The organism is Nocardiopsis sp. L17-MgMaSL7 (assembly GCF_003182025.1).
Taxonomy (GTDB): domain Bacteria; phylum Actinomycetota; class Actinomycetes; order Streptosporangiales; family Streptosporangiaceae; genus Nocardiopsis; species Nocardiopsis prasina.
The window spans coordinates 128,178-144,616 of the sequence record NZ_QGTF01000002.1 but is presented as its reverse complement, the minus strand read 5'-3'; the positions used below and the strand labels follow the sequence as shown (position 1 = coordinate 144,616).

Annotated in this window: 19 protein-coding genes; 17 read left to right on the top strand and 2 right to left on the bottom strand. The window is 71.1% G+C overall.

The window, feature by feature from the left end:
* Position 1 precedes the first annotated feature (1 nt).
* The 5 genes from BDW27_RS03335 (at position 2) to BDW27_RS03315 (ending at position 4,119) form a co-directional block, all read left to right on the top strand.
* Positions 2–1,231 (top strand): aspartate aminotransferase family protein, encoded by a 1,230-nt coding sequence (locus BDW27_RS03335; protein ID WP_110048185.1) that lies wholly within the window; start codon positions 2–4, stop codon positions 1,229–1,231.
* A 197-nt stretch (positions 1,232–1,428) separates the two neighbouring features.
* Complete coding sequence (locus BDW27_RS03330; protein WP_017545476.1) at positions 1,429–1,890, top strand: hypothetical protein; 462 nt, start codon at positions 1,429–1,431, stop codon at positions 1,888–1,890.
* 104 nt (positions 1,891–1,994) lie between these two features.
* Entirely contained in the window at positions 1,995–2,447 is a 453-nt protein-coding gene (locus tag BDW27_RS03325; RefSeq protein ID WP_026129426.1) for a type II toxin-antitoxin system RatA family toxin, read from the top strand.
* Positions 2,444–3,355, top strand: a complete 912-nt coding sequence (locus BDW27_RS03320) for an ABC transporter ATP-binding protein (RefSeq protein ID WP_110048184.1) — start codon at positions 2,444–2,446, stop codon at positions 3,353–3,355. Before BDW27_RS03325 ends, BDW27_RS03320 begins: the two co-directional genes overlap by 4 nt.
* Positions 3,352–4,119 (top strand): ABC transporter permease, encoded by a 768-nt coding sequence (locus BDW27_RS03315; protein WP_017545479.1) that lies wholly within the window; start codon positions 3,352–3,354, stop codon positions 4,117–4,119. The genes BDW27_RS03320 and BDW27_RS03315 overlap by 4 nt, the downstream gene beginning before the upstream one ends.
* A gap of 77 nt (positions 4,120–4,196) precedes the next feature.
* Here the strand turns inward: BDW27_RS03315 and BDW27_RS03310 are convergent, their stop codons facing one another.
* The gene (locus BDW27_RS03310) at positions 4,197–5,477 is read right to left on the bottom strand and encodes a helix-turn-helix transcriptional regulator (protein ID WP_110048182.1); all 1,281 of its coding nucleotides are present in this window, start codon (positions 5,475–5,477) and stop codon (positions 4,197–4,199) included.
* A 235-nt stretch (positions 5,478–5,712) separates the two neighbouring features.
* Here BDW27_RS03310 and BDW27_RS03305 point away from each other — a divergent pair, with 235 nt between their 5' ends.
* The 10 genes from BDW27_RS03305 to BDW27_RS03260 are packed head-to-tail and all read left to right on the top strand — an operon-like array spanning position 5,713 to position 13,215.
* Positions 5,713–6,126 (top strand): 6-carboxytetrahydropterin synthase, encoded by a 414-nt coding sequence (locus tag BDW27_RS03305; protein ID WP_110048181.1) that lies wholly within the window; start codon positions 5,713–5,715, stop codon positions 6,124–6,126.
* Positions 6,123–6,842: a 7-carboxy-7-deazaguanine synthase QueE gene (locus tag BDW27_RS03300; protein ID WP_110048180.1), complete on the top strand. Its 720-nt coding sequence runs from the start codon at positions 6,123–6,125 to the stop codon at positions 6,840–6,842. Before BDW27_RS03305 ends, BDW27_RS03300 begins: the two co-directional genes overlap by 4 nt.
* A 46-nt stretch (positions 6,843–6,888) precedes the next feature.
* On the top strand, positions 6,889–7,530 hold the full coding sequence (folE, locus tag BDW27_RS03295) for a GTP cyclohydrolase I (RefSeq protein ID WP_017545483.1): 642 nt from the start codon (positions 6,889–6,891) through the stop codon (positions 7,528–7,530).
* The gene (locus BDW27_RS03290) at positions 7,527–8,057 is read left to right on the top strand and encodes a phosphoribosyltransferase (RefSeq protein ID WP_110048179.1); all 531 of its coding nucleotides are present in this window, start codon (positions 7,527–7,529) and stop codon (positions 8,055–8,057) included. Before folE ends, BDW27_RS03290 begins: the two co-directional genes overlap by 4 nt.
* Before the next feature lie 55 nt (positions 8,058–8,112).
* A complete protein-coding gene (locus tag BDW27_RS03285; protein ID WP_110048178.1) occupies positions 8,113–8,823 on the top strand; it encodes a thymidylate kinase in 711 nt (236 codons plus the stop codon).
* Positions 8,813–9,847: a radical SAM protein gene (locus BDW27_RS03280; RefSeq protein ID WP_110048177.1), complete on the top strand. Its 1,035-nt coding sequence runs from the start codon at positions 8,813–8,815 to the stop codon at positions 9,845–9,847. Before BDW27_RS03285 ends, BDW27_RS03280 begins: the two co-directional genes overlap by 11 nt.
* A complete protein-coding gene (locus BDW27_RS03275) occupies positions 9,844–10,959 on the top strand; it encodes a DegT/DnrJ/EryC1/StrS aminotransferase family protein (RefSeq protein WP_110048176.1) in 1,116 nt (371 codons plus the stop codon). Before BDW27_RS03280 ends, BDW27_RS03275 begins: the two co-directional genes overlap by 4 nt.
* Positions 10,960–11,006: 47 nt before the next feature.
* The gene (locus BDW27_RS03270; RefSeq protein ID WP_017545488.1) at positions 11,007–11,777 is read left to right on the top strand and encodes a hypothetical protein; all 771 of its coding nucleotides are present in this window, start codon (positions 11,007–11,009) and stop codon (positions 11,775–11,777) included.
* The gene (locus tag BDW27_RS03265; protein WP_110048175.1) at positions 11,774–12,490 is read left to right on the top strand and encodes an HAD family phosphatase; all 717 of its coding nucleotides are present in this window, start codon (positions 11,774–11,776) and stop codon (positions 12,488–12,490) included. Before BDW27_RS03270 ends, BDW27_RS03265 begins: the two co-directional genes overlap by 4 nt.
* 59 nt (positions 12,491–12,549) lie before the next feature.
* A complete protein-coding gene (locus BDW27_RS03260) occupies positions 12,550–13,215 on the top strand; it encodes a PolC-type DNA polymerase III (protein WP_110048174.1) in 666 nt (221 codons plus the stop codon).
* A gap of 8 nt (positions 13,216–13,223) precedes the next feature.
* Here BDW27_RS03260 and BDW27_RS03255 read toward each other — a convergent pair whose 3' ends face one another.
* Entirely contained in the window at positions 13,224–13,784 is a 561-nt protein-coding gene (locus tag BDW27_RS03255) for an NUDIX hydrolase (RefSeq protein ID WP_017545491.1), read from the bottom strand.
* Positions 13,785–14,010: 226 nt separating this feature from the next.
* Here BDW27_RS03255 and BDW27_RS03250 point away from each other — a divergent pair, with 226 nt between their 5' ends.
* Together BDW27_RS03250 and BDW27_RS03245 are read left to right on the top strand one after the other, a co-directional pair.
* A complete protein-coding gene (locus BDW27_RS03250; protein WP_110048173.1) occupies positions 14,011–14,841 on the top strand; it encodes a class I SAM-dependent methyltransferase in 831 nt (276 codons plus the stop codon).
* Positions 14,842–15,474: 633 nt separating this feature from the next.
* The gene (locus tag BDW27_RS03245) at positions 15,475–16,437 is read left to right on the top strand and encodes a DUF6282 family protein (protein ID WP_370446413.1); all 963 of its coding nucleotides are present in this window, start codon (positions 15,475–15,477) and stop codon (positions 16,435–16,437) included.
* The last annotated feature ends 2 nt before the right edge of the window (positions 16,438–16,439 follow it).

Below are 16,439 nucleotides of genomic sequence, written 5' to 3'. Positions count from 1 at the left end.
GATGCTCGAACCCGTCGATCTCATCCGTACCCACCAGTCCTCCGGCCGGTCGTTCCTTCACAACATCATGGGTGCCGTCGACCCGGAGGTCTCGGGGAAGGGGCAGTGGATAACGAGCCGGGACGGCAGCCGCTATCTCGACGTCGGTTCCTTCGGGGTGTTCCTCCTCGGACACGGGCACCCCGGGCCGGTGGGCGCGGTCGCTCGGCAGCTCGACCTCATGGCGGGCTCCAGCAGGACCCTTCCCAACCCGGTCAACGCCCGCGCGGCGGCCGCGCTGGCGGGGGCAGCACCACCGGGCCTGTCCAAGGTGCTCCTTCTGAACTCCGGGTCCGAAGCGGTGGAGGCCGCACTGAAACTCGCCAGGGCCCGCACGGGGCGGACAGCCCTGGCACACCTCTCCGGCTCCTTCCACGGCAAGAGCACCGGCGCGCTGAGTCTCACCGACGCACGCGCGTTCCGCCAGGGAATCGGCCCGTTGCTGCCGGACGTGGTGAGGCTTCCACGCGACGACGCCGCCGCGGCCGCCGATCTGATCGAACGCCACCGGCCAGCCGCCGTGTTCGCCGAACCCGTGCAAGGCGAGGGCGGTATGTATCCGATCGGGCGGGACTACGCCGCGGTCCTGCGGGAGGCGTGCACTCGGACGGGCAGCCTGCTGGTCTTCGACGAGATCCAGTCCGGTCTCGGGCGGTGCGGAACGCTGTGGGCCCATGAGGGTCTCGGCGTGCTCCCCGACGTCCTGCTCAGCGGGAAGGCGCTGGGAGGCGGTGTCATGCCGGCTTCGGCGGTGATCGCCACCGAGGACGCGTTCCGTCCGTATGACGTCGATCCACTGCTGCACACCTCCACGTTCGGCGGGAACCCCCTGGCGTCGGCTGCCGTTCTCGGTGCGCTGGACGTCATCGCCGAGCTGGACGTGCCGGCAAGGGCCAGCCGTGCGGGTGAATCGCTGAAGGGGGTCCTGAACGGACTCGTCTCGAACCGGCCCTCGTTGTTCTCCGCCGTGACCGGACGCGGCCTCATGCTGGGCCTGCACTGCCGCAAGGCGGACGTCACGGCTGAACTGATGCGGGAGTCCCTGACCGAGGGTGTGCTGCTGACGATGTGTCTCACCACTCCGACCGTGCTGCGATTGACGCCGTCCGCCTTCATCGACGCCGAGGAAATGGATTTCCTGGGGCGGAGGCTGGACATCGCGGCCGCGCGAGTGGAAAGAGATCTTGCCTGACTCCTTCGCGGTCCACCTCGCCGTCGGCCCGACCGGAACGGGGACGCCCCGGACCGGAGGAAGCAGTCCCCGCCGGGGCCCCGGCGTTCTCGGCCCCGGCCGTCATGCCGTCGCCCAGTTTTCCGAACAGGAGTTGTATGAGTGTTCGAAGCACGAACGGACTGCGGTCCCACGTTTGTCGAACCAGTCACGGTGCCGTGATCACGCTGGTGATCATCCAGGGATCCCTGGAGGACATCGCCGGTGGAGTACGCGCCGGCCAGTGGCGGATGGTGGCGGCGCAGACCCGACAGCTGGTTCTGGCGAGTCTCCAGGTGAGCGGGCTCGAGTTCGGCGGTGAGCCCTACTGGCAGGAGAACGGCGGCGCCCTCGACCAGATCACCCGTGCGCCGGAGTCGCTCCGCGTCCAGGGGTTCACACTCGTCCACGAGGCGAACGCACTCGCCACCGACCCCTCAGGGGCCGATTCCTGGCTGGCTCGACTCGAGGGGTGGGCGGGTCTGGTGCAGAAGGGGCTCGGCCTCGACGAGAACCTGCCCGAACTCCGATCGCCCCAAGGAATGTTCGGAGGGCTCAGGTTGGTCAGGGGGTGGACCGAGACCGTCGACTCCCTCGGTCTTCCGCCCCTGCTTCCCAGCGACTGGACCAAGCCGCTCTAGACAGCGTTCCCGCCTGCGCCCGGACCCCGGAATCCCGCCGGTTCGAGCGGCTCCATCCCCCGTTCCCCCTCAAGTGAGCCGATCTCCACGAAAAGGAAGCATCCATGCCGATTGTGACAGTGACCGAGCGTTTGCAGGTGTCGGCGGAAAAGGTCTGGGACCTGGTGTGTGACGTCGCGTCGTATCCCAGGTTCATGGAATCGGTGATCAGTACCAGCGTGCTGTCCGAGGCCACACTGGAGAACGGCCATGTCGAGGTCGTGACCGAGTGGGAAGTGCAGATCAAGGGGTCCGTACTCAAGTGGGTCGAGAGGGAGATCCGCTACCCGGAGCGCTGGCGCATCGACTACACCCAGCAATCCGGTGACCTGGAGGTGTTCCAGGGGTTCTGGCAGGTGGCCCGGGTCGACGACGAAGTGACCGAGGCCACGCTCGAGGTCGAGTTCGAGATCGGCGTGGCGATGCTCAAGCCCATGCTGGAGCCCGTGGCCGCTCGGGCGATCGAACGCAACTCATCGGACATGCTGCTTTCGCTGGGCCGACGGGTCGGCGTATGACGCTGAGCCTACGGGTGGAGGGACTCACCAAGTCCTACGGTGAGCGGCAGGTGTTGAGGGGCGTCGACCTCGCCGTCGGGCGCGGTGAGATCCTGGCGATACTGGGTGCCAACGGAGCCGGGAAGACGACCCTGCTCTCCGTCATCGCCGGAGTCACCTCCCCCGGCGCCGGTCGGGTACGCGTCCTCGGTGTCGACGTGGGGGCGCATCCGAAGGCCGTGCGTGGTCGGATCGGCCTGGCGGCCCAGGACACGGCCGTCTATCCGACCCACACCGTCGTCGAGAACCTTCGGTACTTCGGAACTCTGGGTGGGGTCCGCCGTGGTGAGTTACGCGCGTCGGTCGAAGCCGTCATGGAGGCCCTCGGCCTCACCGGGCTTCGTCGCACCCTGGTTCGGAACCTGTCGGGAGGACAGCGACGCAGGTTGCATGCGGGATGCGCGCTCGTGCACAAGCCGGAGATCGTCCTGCTCGACGAACCCACCGTCGGAGCCGACCCCGAAACCCGACGCGATCTGCTGCGCCTGGTGACCTCGATCGCCCGGGACGGGGCCACCGTGATCTACACGTCCCACTACCTCGGAGAGATCGAGGAGCTCGACGCTCGTGTCGCCGTGCTCTGCGGGGGCAGGTTCCTCGACGAGGGTCACGTGGGTGACCTGGTCTCTCGGCACGCCAGAAGTGAACTCGTTCTCCAGTTCGACGGATCACCGCCAACGATGAGTTGGCCCGGGGCGAGGGTGGAGGACGACCTCCTCCGCCTTCCCACGTCGGATCCCGCCATCGACATCATGAAGGCCGTCGGGTTGGTGGGCGTCGAGCGCGGTCGACTGCGCTCCGTGGACATCTCCAGGGCCAATCTGGAGTCCGCCTACTTCAACATCCTGAAGTCGGAGCCAGGTCCGTGACCAACGCGCTGTCCGTTCTTCGCCACGACCTGATCTGGTTGCGCCGGGACCCGGTGCCGTTCGTGACCCTGCTCCTGACACCCTGTCTGCTGATGTCCTTCACGGCACCGCTGTACGCCGTCGTCACCTCCCAGTTCGGCTACGACGACGCGAGCGGTGCGGATCTGTCGGTTCCCGGCATGGCTCTGATGTTCTCCTTCTTCATGGGTGGGGTCATCAAGGAGTCCATCTTCCGTGAGTTCGAGCTGCACACCTGGAAGCGGGTGCGGGTCTCCGGTCTTTCCGCCAGGGATCTCCTCTGCGGAAAGGTGCTTCTGGGGGGAACGCTGGTCCTCATGCAGTCCTCGGTGCTGTTCCTGGTGGGGTGGCTGCTGCTCGGCCTGAACGTGAGGGGGAGTGTGGCGGCCCTGGTCGTGCTCCTCGTCGCGGTCGCGGCGTGCGTCGTCTCCTTCTCCCTGGCGCTGTGCGCACTCGCACGCTCCCGCAGCCAGGCGTTCGCCTACGACCGGGTGGTCACTCTCCTGTGGACCGTCGTCGGGGGTGCTCTGGTCCCCATCGACCTCATGCCCTCCTGGGTGCGGGCCCTCGCCACGGTCACCCCCGTGTACTGGGCCATCTCGGGGTTGCGCGAGGTCATCGTCGGCGGCGGCGACCTGCGCCAGGTCGTGGCGCCGGTGGCCTGCCTTCTCGCCTTCTCCTCCGTGTTCGCCGTGATCGCCTTCTGGCGCGTGTCCACGAAGGTCGACAAGGTGTTCAGGTCGTGAGCGTTCCGAGTCCCCCGGACCCTGGGCCCCGAACAGCGGGACCGCGCCGGCCCCTGCTCCAACAGCTGCCACGGGAGCTATTCGCTCTGTAGGAGCTCCCGCACGGCCGTGTACGAGGTGTGGGCCCGCAGCTTCTCGCGCAGCCCCCCGAGCTCGGAGGCTGATCGAACCGAGTCGACCGAACTCAGGCACCGGGACGCGTGGCGTACGGTGGCGACCGCCGCGTCGAGGTCCCCCAGGGCCAGATGCGCCTCCGCGGCCCGCACCAGGTAGATCGCGTGGCTGCGTGGGAACTCCGTGTCCCCGGGGTAGGCCGCGGCCCTGGCGGCCTCGAAACGGCGCAGGGCCTCGGACGGGTCGCCCAGACTCAGGGCGGCCGACCCCGCGATCATCTCGATCTCGCCGTGGTCCACCCAGTACAGGACCTCGGGATCGTCCTCACACGGGCCCTGGTCCAACGCCGTACGCGCCAGGTGGAGCTGGCGCGCGCACTCCTGCTTCGCCCCTGTCGTGGACAGCGCACGCGCGGTGCGGGCCGCGAGCATGGCCCGCATACGCGGGGTGGTCTTCCCCCGCACCTGCGCGTGCGCGACCTCCAGCAGGTTCACCGCCCGGTCGCCCGGTCCCGTGGAGTAGCACTGGATCGCGGCGAACGACGCGGCGTAGGCACCGCCCACGGGGTCGTTGGCCTCGGCCGAGGCGCGCAGCGCGCCGTCGAAGTACCGGCCCGCCAACCCCGGTTTGCCCTGGTCGAACGCGGCCCATCCCACCTGTCGCGAGGCTTCGGAGGCCATCGCGTACAGGCGGGTCACGGTGGCTCCGTTGTAACGCCCCGAACGGATCAGCTTGATGATGAGCGCGAGTTCGCCGCGGGCCAGGTGCAGGACGTCGCCGCTGCCGAGTTTGTCGTCGAGGTGGCGCAGGTGGTCGAGTCGGTCTCCGATGTGTGCCAGGAGGCCCGGGCCGCCGGGGACGTCGAGCGGCTGTCGGGGCGCCGCCTCCAGCGCCCTGGCCCAGCTGCTCGCCGAGACCGACAGGGCCTCCGCCACGGTGAGGGGCTCGCGCCGGTCCGCGTGACCGCCCTTCAACAGGCCGGTGAGCACCGCCATGCTCTCCGGTCGCTCCCAGACCAGCCCGCAGGTGCCGGTGACGGGGTCGTGCAGGGCCCTGGTGAAGCGGCCGCCCGTGCTCAGCACCCCGTCGTAGGCCCTGGCCACCTCGGGAGTCAACGCCCTGTTGCCGTTCTCGATGTTGCGCAGATAGGTGGCACTGAACCCCGCCTCGCGTGCGAACCGAGCCCAGACCAGTCCCGATGCGCGGCGCTCCTGTCGCATCTCCTCGCGCAGTCGATCGGACATGCAGGGCGCCTCCGCTGTGGAATCGGTGCTGGATCGGCTCTCGCCATTGTCCTCGCGAGCCCGCGGGGTTGTACTCGAAATGACGAATCGGGCACCTCTCCGACCTGCGCCTCCGGGGCCGTAGGGGGACACCGCCGGTTCCGCCCCCGATGTCAGCGAACGACCTTGCCCGCGGCCCACGACCCCGACCGGCTACGGCCAGGGGCGGTGGTCCCACGAGAGAACAAGGACGCCCATGCCCGACGAGACCGTCGTCTCGCCCCCCGCAGGGACCCACACCATCGGCAAGACCTTCGAGTTCGAGGCGGGGCACCGCCTGGAGGGCCTCCCGCCCGGCCACAAGTGCTCACGCCAGCACGGACACAGTTACCAGGTCGAGGTCATCCTCACCGCCCCGGCCCTGACCGGGCCCGGGTTCGTCACCGACTTCGGTGACCTCGCGCCGTTCAAGGCGTATCTGGACACCGAGCTCGACCACCACTACCTGAACGACGTCCTCCCCTTCGAGCCGACCTCGGAGAACCTGGCCGGGTACCTGGCCGGGTGGTTCATCCACCACGTCGAACCGGGGCTGCCCGGCCGCCTGGTCGCCGTCCGCGTCCGGGAGACCACGCGCAGCTGGGCGCGCTTCGACGTGGAGCGCCCATGAGCCCCGAACGTGTGGACGGGCCCGGACTGCTCGTCGCCGAGCGCTTCGGGGTCGAGCGGCCCACCTTCCAGGGGGAGGGCCCGAGCAGCGGGGTTCCGGCCCTGTTCATCCGGCTGTCGAGGTGCAACCTCACCTGCACCTGGTGCGACACCCCCTACACCTGGGACACCTCCCGGTTCGACCTGCGGGCGGAGTCGTCGCGGCAGACGGTCCAGGACCTGCTGGTGTGGGCGCACGGTTCGCGGGTGGAACTGGTCGTCATCACCGGTGGTGAGCCGCTGATCCAACAGCGGTCCCTGGTGCCGCTGGTGCGGGGCCTGTTGGCCCGTGGCAACCGCGTGGAGTTCGAGACGAACGGCACCATCACCCCCGCCCCGGAACTGCTGGTCGAGGGCGTGCGGTTCAACGTCAGCCCCAAGCTCGCCAACTCCGGTGTCGCCGAGGACAGACGGCTCGTCCCCGAGACCCTGAAGGCCTTCGCGGCCAGCGGCAGGGCGGTGTTCAAGTTCGTCGCCCGTACCGAGGCGGACCTGGACGAGATCGACGCCCTCACCGGACGGTACGGCCTGGCCCCGATCTGGGTGATGCCCGAGGGCGCCACGCCGGAGGAGCTGATCGCGACCACGCGCGTTCTCGCCGACTCCGTCGCGGCCCGCCGATGGCACCTGGCCCAGCGTCTGCACGTGATGGCGTTCGCCCAGACCCGTGGACGCTGACCCCGCCTACTCCGTTCTGCCCGGACCCCTTGGAAGCGAGGCCCCTGTGACGCACACCCTCAGCTCGCCCCCCGAACAGAGCCCGTCCCCGCTGCCCGAAACCGATCCCCGGACGATGCCGCCGGTCGACGTCGACCGCGTCACCGACCTGGTCGGCCAGCTCCTGTCCGCGCTCGGTGAGGACCCCGGCCGGGAGGGCCTGGCCGACACTCCGGGCCGGGTCGCGACCTGGTACCGCGACTTCCTCTCACCGGACGCCGCCAACATGGAGACCAGCTTCGCCGAGTCCCGGGTGAGCGGCCAACTGGTCGTGGTCTCGGGCATGAGCGTGTGGTCGCTGTGCGAACACCACCTGCTCCCGATGCGCCTGGAGGTGGCCACCGGATACCTGCCCGGAGACCAGGTGCTGGGTCTGTCCAAGTTCGGGCGCATCGCGCGCGAGTGCGCGGCGCGTCTGCACGTCCAGGAGCGGTTCACCCGCCAGGTCGCCGACAGGGTCGCCGCCGCCGTGGGAACCCCGGACGTGGCGGTCGCCGTGCACGGCACCCACCTGTGCATGAGCATGCGGGGCGTACGGATGGAAGCGGCCCGCACCACCACGCTGGAACACCGGGGGCGCCTGGACGGCGATCCGGCGCTGGCGCAGCGCTTCCTCACCCTGACCGCCGCCCCCCGGGGAGCCGCATGAGCCAGCACAGCACCCCGACCCGTACCGACCAGGACCGGGCGGTCGTGCACCTGACGTGGCACCGGATCGGGGAGATGGTCGACCACATCGCCGAGCAGGTCCGGAACGACGGCGCCCCCCGGGTCGTGGTGGCCGTACTGCGCGGCGGCGCCACCCCCGCGGTGTGGCTCTCCCACCGCCTCCGGCTGCGCGACGTGCGCACGGTCGAGGTCACCCACACCGCCGACGACAGCCGGCACGCCGCCAAGACCCCGGAGCCGGTGGCGGTCAACCCCGGCTCGCTGGGCGACCTGACCGGCCAGGACGTCCTGGTTGTCGACGACGTCGCGGGCACCGGTCACACCCTGGCGGCGACGGTGCGCCTGGTTTCCCAAGCGGGCGCCGCCCGGGTGCGCACGGCGGTGTGCGCGGTCAACAACGACAACTGGGTCGGCACCGCACCCGCCGAGGCGACCATCACCTACATCGGGGAGAACACCCGCGGGTGGGTGGTCTTTCCCTGGGAGGGCGGCATCAATGAGGGCTGAACCCCCGCACGGACCCGGCGGCGAGCGATCCGCCCCCTACCCGCCGAAGGAACCCATGACCGCTCCTGTCATCCGCGCCGAACCCGCGCTCCCGCGCCCGTTGTGGGTCAGCGTCGAGGGCATCAACGGCGTCGGCAAGTCCACCGTGGCCCGGTCCCTGGCCGCCGCGCTGGGCGAACGGTGCCTACTGCTCGACGAACTCACCGACCGGTCCGAGGAGACCCTGCCCGGCCGGGTCACCGCCGCACTGGCGGCCGAGGGGGACGTGTACCTGCGCACGGGTCACCCGGTCGCCGAGACCCTCGCCCTGCTCGCCCTCAAGGTCCGCGAGACCGAACGGCTCGCCGACCGGCGCCTCCCCGGGGTGGACGTGATCCTCGAGGACCGCGGTCCGGACTCGGTCGCGGTGTACCAGGCGGCGATCCTGGCCGCCCACTACGGCGAGGAGGACCCCGCCCGGTTGGCCTGGTACGTGCTGGCCACGGCGCGCGCCTGGTCCCGGCTCCCGGACGCCACGGTGTGGCTCACCGGCGACCGGGCGGTGTGCGCGGACCGGTTCGCCGCGCGCGTGGGCCGCACGCTCGAGCCCCGGGACCTGGACGTGATCCATCGGGCCGAGGAGCTCTACCGTGTGCTGGCGGCAGGGGAGCCCGACCGCTACACCGTCGTGGACACCACCGGGTTGTCCCCGAGGGAAAGCGCCGAGGCCGTCGAACAGAGCGTGCGGGACCTGATCCGGACGCGGGAGGTCGCCCATGTCGCGTGACGTCACCCTGCTGTGGGGCCTGCGCAGCCCGTGCGCCTTCGCCTGCCCCCACTGTTACTTCGGGACCATCGAGGAGCACAGGGACGCGCCACCGGACCAGCTCGGAGTCCTGTCCCACCTGTCGCGCAACGACCTGTCCGGCCGGGAACTGACCGCCTTCGCCCGCACCCTGTCCGACTCACCGGTCGAACGGGTGGTCATCGCCGGGGGCGAGCCGCTGGACTGGCCCGGCGCCCTGGAGGTGATCGGACTCATCAAGGAGGCGGGCTGCCAGGTGGTGATCGCGACCAACGCGATACCGCTCACCCGGCCCCACATCGTCGAGGGCCTCGTCGCCCTGGGTGTCGACGGCGTGTCGGTCTCCCTCGACAGCGCCGACGCCCCGACCAACGACCGGCTGCGGCCCTCACGCTCGGGCCGGTTCGGCTACGACCAGGTCCTCCAGGGCATCCGGGCCCTGCTGGCGGCACGTGAGGGCCGGGCCGCCCCGCGGGTGGGGATCTACACCGTGGTCATGCGCTCCCGCCCCCAGGAGATCGGCGACGTGGCTCGCCTGGCCGCGGACCTGGGCGTGGACTACTACGTTCCCCAGCCGATCTCCCTGGCACCCGACCACGCCCTCTTCGAGAAGCACGCCCACCGCCCGTCGGACGTGGCGGAGGTGGCCGGCCAGCTCGATGACCTCTACGCCGACCCGTCCGGCCTGACCCTGCCCGACCCCTCGTACGCGCGGCGGTTCCTGGAGGCGATCTCCACCCACGACAGCGGCCGGGTGGCGGGCTGCTTCGGGGGAGCGCGGCTGTTCTTCGTCCAGCCCGACGGGTCGGTGTGGGACTGCCCCTCCGACCGGCGCATCGCCGCCACGCCCCCCGAACGGCGGCGCTCCATCCGCGGCGCCGACGCACGCACCCTCTTCGCCGAACGGCCCGGGTGCAACGACTGCGATCTGTTCAGCAGGGACTGCGTGAACATGTGGCCCCTGGTGCTGGACATGCCGCGGATACTGAGCACGGAGGCGCCATGACGGGGCTCCCGACCGTGCCCGACCGTGCACGGCTGATCGCCGCACACCTCGGCCCCGTCCTGGAACAGATGCCCGACCCCAGCGGCGGGCGCGCGGTGACGGAGCTGGAAGGCGAACTCGCCTCAGTCCTCGGTGCCGATCACGTGGTGGCGGTCTCCTCCGGCACCGCGGCCCTGCACGCCGCGCTGTCGGCCCTCGGCGTGGGACCGGGGGACGAGGTCCTGGTGCCCGCGCTGAGCGTGGTCATGACCGTGGCCCCCCTGGCCGCGCTCGGGGCGCGTCCGGTGTTCGTCGACAGCGACGCGGCCGACCTCGACCTGGACTACGACGACGCGGCCCGCAAGGTCACCTCGCGTACCCGGGCCGTCCTGCCCGTGCACCTGTGGGGCCGGATGGGTGACCCGGCGGCCCTGACCGCGTTCGCCTCCGCACACGGGCTCGCCGTCGTCGAGGACGCAGCCCAGGCCATCGGCACCGTCCGCGACCACCGGCGCGCGGGCACTGTCGGCACGGTGGGCTGTTTCAGCATGAAGGACGGCAAGGTCGTGTGGAGCGGGGAGGGCGGCTTCCTGGTCACCCGGGACCCCGGGATAGCCGAGCACGCACGCGCGTCGCGCAGCCACTGGCAGCCGCCCCCGAAGGGCCAGGCGCCGCAGAGCCGTCTGGCGACCAACACCCGCCTGGCCGCTCCGCTGGCGGCGATCGCCCGCGCCAACCTGGACCTCCTGGACGCACTGGTGGAGCGTCGCCGCGCGCAGACCCACCACCTGCTGCACGCCCTGGAGGGGACACCCGGACTGCGCCCCCAGGTCCCGTCGCCGGGCGAGGAGTGGAACGCCTACGCCCCGCTCCTGCGCCTGGACCTGCCCCGCCCCCGGGCCTTCGCCGAGCACCTGGCCGCGCGGGGCGTACCCAACTCCACCGGCAGCTTCCGGCTCGTGCCCTGCGACACCAGACCCATGTTCACCGACCAGCCCGGCGCGCCCTGCCGGGGCGCCGCCGAGATCCTCGACCACACGCTCGCCGTGATCGTGACCGAGTCCGACACCGAACCGGTGCTGGACCACCACGCCGACGTCATCGCCCGCGAGGCCGCCGCGTGGACCGGGTGAGGCACGACCCGTCCCCGCCGGCCACCTCTGGAACGGAACCCAGCCGTATGCGAAACACAGCAGTTCACCCCGCCTGTACCCGCGGTCCGCTGATCTCCGCCGAGGGCGTCAACGGGGTCGGCAAGACCTACCTCACCAACCGCGCCGTCGAGGCCCTCCGTGAACCGCCGTTGATGCTCGACGAGTTCTCCGAACGCGTACACGGCCGCCACGGACTGGGCGAGGACCTGCTGGACGCGCTGCGCGAGGCCAGCGGCAGGGACCCGTTCCTGCGCGGGGGCACCCCGATGGCCGAGGCCCTGCTCCTGATGGCCATGAAACGCCATGACCTGGACACCGTCCTGCCCGACCTGGCCGCGGGGCGGTCCGTCGTCGAGGGCCGCAGCGTCGACACCACGGCCGTGTACCAGGCCCTGCTGCTGTGTCCCGACGACCCGGAGGGTGCCCTGGACACGGCCAGGGCCCTGCTCGACCTGGCGGCCTCCTACCGTTGCCTGCCGGATCTGACCGTCCTGGTCACCGATGACGCCGCACAGGCCGTCGAGCGAGCCCAACGGCGCGACCGGCGCATCCTCACCCCTGAGCAGTCCGGGTTCCTGGTGGCCGCGTGCGAGCTCTACGAGCGGCTCGCCGCCACCGACCCGGCACGCTACCGGGTCGTGGACCGGCGCCGGGTCGACGAGTTCGAGGCGGCCGAACTGATCCGGTCGTGGATCCTCGACGCCGGGGCCGACCTCGGATGTGTGCGGGAGCCGTGGCAGGACCCACAGACCCCGTGCCTGTGCTGCGGGCAGGGCGTGGAACCGGTGCCGGCGTGAACGCGGCGCCGCACGCGTGGACCTGTCCCGGACCCGCCTCGCCGGGCTGCGCCTCCGGAATCCCCGAGGGCGTCGAAGCGCTGATCCTGGACTTCGACGGCACCGTCGCCGACACCACGCCCGGACACGAGCGGGCACTGCGGGCGGCCCTGCGCCCGCACGGTGTGGACCTGGACCCGCACTGGTACCGCCGCCACGTGGGCCTGTCCATCCACGACCTGGTGGCCGCACTCCCGGGCGGGGAGCGTCTGCCCCACGAGGAGATCATCCAGCGCAGCCGCGCCCACCTGCTGTCCCACGTGCACACCATCACCCCGTTCGGCTGTGTCCTGGGCCTGCTGCGCGCCGCGCGCCGCGCCCGCCTGCCCTGCGCCGTGGCCTCCGGGGCCAGCCGCCTCCTGGTGGGGCCCGGTCTCAGGGCCCTGGGCCTGGAACGGGAGTTCGCCACCGTCGTCACCCGCGAGGACGCTCCGCACGGCAAACCGGCCCCTGACCTGTACCTGGCCGCCGCCCACCGACTCGGCGTCCCCCGGGGCGCCTGCCTGGCCGTCGACGACGCTCCCGAGGGCGTCGCCTCCGCTCGCGCCGCAGGTATGCGGGTGCTCACCGTCGTGGACGGCCACCTCGCCCCCACCGGCGCCCAGGGCACGGACGCCGTGGTCGGGGACACCGCCGGGGCGGAGGCGAGACGATCGGCTGATACCGCCTCATGATCACACCCCGACCGGCAAGGCCACGGAACCCGAACACCTGCGACGGGACGGTGAACCGCATGGGCTCCCTGACAAGCGACCCCGCCTTTCTGGCGACGACCTTCGGGGTCATCGACTTCGAGACGACGACCCCCGCCGGGCATCCGGCCCAGCCCATCGAGGTCGCCGTTCTCGCGCTGCGTTACGAGCAGGAGGGCGGGTGGGTCGAGGCGGGCCGGACCACGTCCCTGATCCGGCCACCCGGGTTCGCGCCGGTGACGCCCGCCGACACCGCCCAGAGCGGGCTGAGCCCCGAACAGTTCACGACGGCCCCCGCCCCCTCCGAGGCGCTGGGGGCGTTGGACCGGCGGTTCGCCGCGGACACCCGGTACCTGCTGGTGGCGCAGCACGCGGCCACCGAGGCCAACATCATCCACCACCAGCGCGCACACTGTCCGAGGCTGGCGCGCATCGACTACCTGGACACCATTCCGCTCGCCAAGCGCCTCGTCCCGGGCCTGGAGAACTACAAGCTCGACACCCTGCTGGCTCACTTCTCGATCCCGCACCCGGCGGACCGACACCGGGCCTACGCCGATGTCGACGTCACCGCGCAGGTGTTCGTACGGCTCATCGACGCCGCCGACCGCGCGGGCGACCCCCATGACCTCGCGGCGCTGGTGAAGGTCGCCGGACGCACGGCCAAAGCCAACCTGCCCACCCAGGAACACCTGTTCGACCTCTGACGGCCCGGTCAGCCGACGTCGGCCGGCCCCCGGATCGCTTGGGAGACGCGTTGCCCCACCAGTCGCTCCGCCGTCGTGAGCGGATACCAGGCGGCGCCCCTGACCTCCGAGCCCTGGACACGGCCCACGTCCACGTGCGCCGGCGCGCTGAAGGAGTACCCGATGTCCAGGTGGAAGTGCGCCGGCTCGCCCTTCGCCGGGCGGGCCGGAACCGGTCCGTACTCGACGTAGACGGGGGAGGGGGAGGCCGGGACGATCTGACCGGGATCGACGTCGGCCTCCTCGACCAGTTCGCGCAGCGCCGCGTCGATCAGCGTGAGGTCGGTCGGCTCCAGGTGCCCGCCCGGCTGCAACAGGATCCCGTACGCGAGGTGGTCGACCAGCAGGACCTCCTCACCGCGCACCAGCAGCGCACCGACGGTGACGTGCATCGGATAGGTGTGCCGCGAAGCGAAGTCAGCCCCCTCGGCCAGCTGCCGTACCGGGTCGGCCAGCGGCTCCGCCTCCTGCGGATGACGATTGAGGTAGTCGGCCACCACGGCCCTGATCTGGGAGTCACCGACCGCCACGGCACACCCCCGTACCAACCGGGGAGCCGGGCTCCCCGTGCCCCGATGACAGGTGGGTACCGATGAACAGCGACACGATCAGCTCCAGAACACACGGTGGCGAAGAGGTCCGTAGCCTACTGGCGGGACCCGGCCCGTGGAGGGCCAACGCGCCACTTCACCGCCACCGAGGGGCGCCTCCCACGCACGACCTGGACCTGCCCGACCGCGGAACGGGGCGCCCGCGATGACCACGGACGCCCTCACCGGCTGGGACGAGGAGGCCACCGCCGAGGCCTACGCCGCGTTCGCGCGGGACTGGCCCATGTACAGCGACACCAGCCACGACCTCGCCCGACGCGCCCGCCTCACCGACAGTCGCCTGGTCGTGGACCTGTGCGGGGGCACCGGCGTGACCGCCCGGGCGATCCTCGATCTCGTCCCCGCCGACGCCAGGGTGATCTCCCTGGACAACGCCGCCGCCATGCAGCGCATCGGCCGACGCACCCTGGACGACGCACGCCTGACCTGGGTCACCGCACCAGCCGAGACCCTCACCCAGCACGTCCCCGCGCACCGGGTCGACGCCGTGGTGTGCAACTCGGGCATCTGGAAGACGGACGTCCCGGCCGTGACCGCGGCGGTCCGCCGCGTCCTTCGCCCCGGCGGCCGGTTCGTGTTCAACATCGGTGGAGGCTTCGCGGGCCTGACCGACCCGAACGACCGCGCCACACCGTCGCTGGACTCCTTGATCCACCTGATCGCGGCCCGCGACCACGGACACAGCCCGCCACCGGCGACCACCAGCGGTCCGAAGCTGCCCCTGGCCACCGTCACCCGCCACCTGAGCGACGCGGGGCTCGCACTGGTGGGTGCGGAGGTCAAGGAGCAGCACACCACCATGGCGGAGCGCAGGGCCTGGTTGTCCATCCCGGTGTTCGCCCGCCCCGCCGGTGCCTTCACCCACGAACAGAGGATGCGGATGCTGGAGGCGGCCTACGCCCGGACCAGCCCCGACCAGACGACCGTGACCCGCTGGCTCGTCGTCACCGCCCAGCTGCACCGGGACCGGCCATGACGTCCGCACGCGATCACGACCCCCGTGCGTCCGAACGCCCGCGGTGGTGAACCCGCCCGGTCGGACGCTGCGAAGGGCTTGTTCCGGATCTCTCCGGAACAAGCCCTTCGCTGGTCACACCGTGCGGGCGACACAGGACTCGAACCCGTGACCCGCGCCGCGTCGAGGTAGCTCGGACGGTGTGGCGCCCCGCGCCACCAGGCGGTGCGGGTCGCCCCTCGGACCGGCCCGCTCCGCCAGGGCCCACCCGGGGTGGGGAGAGCGCCGAACCCGCCAGGGGCCCGGGCCTTGGTCTGGGCGCCCCCGGGGGGTACAGGGCTCGGCCTCCGTCCGCGGGACGTCTCGGCGGCGAAGGCCGCGAAGCGGGCGCCCGCGCCCCGCGGCCCCGACGCTCCGCGATCCCGAAGTGCCGCAGGGCGGGCGCGGGCCGAATCAGCACTCGCATCCGCAAAGTGTGGTGGCAGCAGGGGAGTTCGGCTGCGGGGCGTCGACATCGCGACGCGAGGCGCCCTCCCGGCCGAGGCAGGTACCGCACGCTGCGAGAACGCGGCCGCGCCCCGCGAAGGAGCGCTCTGCGAGAGCCGTGCCGGGGCGAACCCACACCCGCACTTGACAGTCGCAATCCGAACATAGATGATTCAATACGAACATGTGACCCTGATCTCAGAGGTGTGCTCTATGACTCTCACGTCCCTCCCGCCCATCGCGGAGGCACTCGACGGAGCCGTCGATCTGCATTGCCACTCGGGACCGAATCCCTTCTCGCGGGAGTTCGATCACGTGGAGGCGGCCCGTGATGGAGAGCGCCTGAACATGCGGGGAATCCTGGTGAAGTCGCACCACCACAACACCGTCATGGACCTGCTCGCGATGCACCGCGAACTGGACGACGTCGCGACGCCGATCTTCGGGGGGATCGCTCTCAACGCCCAGGTGGGTGGACTCAACCCGTACGCGGTCGCGATGTCGCTACAGATGGGCGGGCGCGCGGTGTGGTTCCCCACCTTCTCCAGCCGCTGCCACTGCGAGAACGAGCACCACGGCTTCCCCGAGTCCGACTACGACATCCCCAACCGCATCGTCGACGTGGTCGACGCCGAAGGCCGTCTCGTCGACGCGGCCCACGAGGTCGTCGACCTGGTGGCGGAGGCGGACGTGCTCCTCTCGGCGGGCCATCTGGAACCGGCCCAGTCGGCCCAGCTCTTCGCCGCCGCCGCCGAGCGCGGAGTGCGACGCATGATCCTCAGCCACCCGAACTTCATCGTCGACGCCGATGTCGAGCGTTGCCGCCAGCTGGCCGCCCTCGGCGGCTACATCGAGCACGAGGTCGGCATGTACGACCCCCAGGGCTTTCGCAAGTGGGACCCGGCACTGTTGGTCAAGTGGATCCGCGCCATCGGCCCCGACCACACGGTGCTTTCCTCGGACCTCGGACAACGAGGGCGCCCCATGCCCGTCGACGCCTTCATGCGCGTCGGTGAGGCCCTGCTCGATCAAGGCCTGTCGGTCGAGGAGCTCCGCCAGGTCACCTCGCACAACGCCGCCTTCCTGCTCGGTCTGGATGACGAACGGCCCGCTTCGGTCGAGGGGCGCTGAAG

What these genes read in the sequence shown, in the direction of transcription:
- BDW27_RS03335 (WP_110048185.1), top strand. Translation starts at nt 2, where the DNA reads ATGCTCGAACCCGTCGATCTCATCCGTACCCACCAGTCCTCCGGCCGG.
- BDW27_RS03325 (WP_026129426.1), top strand. Translation starts at nt 1,995, where the DNA reads ATGCCGATTGTGACAGTGACCGAGCGTTTGCAGGTGTCGGCGGAAAAG.
- BDW27_RS03320 (WP_110048184.1), top strand. Translation starts at nt 2,444, where the DNA reads ATGACGCTGAGCCTACGGGTGGAGGGACTCACCAAGTCCTACGGTGAG.
- BDW27_RS03310 (WP_110048182.1), bottom strand. Translation starts at nt 5,477, where the DNA reads ATGTCCGATCGACTGCGCGAGGAGATGCGACAGGAGCGCCGCGCATCG.
- BDW27_RS03305 (WP_110048181.1), top strand. Translation starts at nt 5,713, where the DNA reads ATGCCCGACGAGACCGTCGTCTCGCCCCCCGCAGGGACCCACACCATC.
- BDW27_RS03300 (WP_110048180.1), top strand. Translation starts at nt 6,123, where the DNA reads ATGAGCCCCGAACGTGTGGACGGGCCCGGACTGCTCGTCGCCGAGCGC.
- BDW27_RS03290 (WP_110048179.1), top strand. Translation starts at nt 7,527, where the DNA reads ATGAGCCAGCACAGCACCCCGACCCGTACCGACCAGGACCGGGCGGTC.
- BDW27_RS03285 (WP_110048178.1), top strand. Translation starts at nt 8,113, where the DNA reads ATGACCGCTCCTGTCATCCGCGCCGAACCCGCGCTCCCGCGCCCGTTG.
- BDW27_RS03280 (WP_110048177.1), top strand. Translation starts at nt 8,813, where the DNA reads ATGTCGCGTGACGTCACCCTGCTGTGGGGCCTGCGCAGCCCGTGCGCC.
- BDW27_RS03275 (WP_110048176.1), top strand. Translation starts at nt 9,844, where the DNA reads ATGACGGGGCTCCCGACCGTGCCCGACCGTGCACGGCTGATCGCCGCA.
- BDW27_RS03270 (WP_017545488.1), top strand. Translation starts at nt 11,007, where the DNA reads ATGCGAAACACAGCAGTTCACCCCGCCTGTACCCGCGGTCCGCTGATC.
- BDW27_RS03260 (WP_110048174.1), top strand. Translation starts at nt 12,550, where the DNA reads ATGGGCTCCCTGACAAGCGACCCCGCCTTTCTGGCGACGACCTTCGGG.
- BDW27_RS03250 (WP_110048173.1), top strand. Translation starts at nt 14,011, where the DNA reads ATGACCACGGACGCCCTCACCGGCTGGGACGAGGAGGCCACCGCCGAG.
- BDW27_RS03245 (WP_370446413.1), top strand. Translation starts at nt 15,475, where the DNA reads ATGATTCAATACGAACATGTGACCCTGATCTCAGAGGTGTGCTCTATG.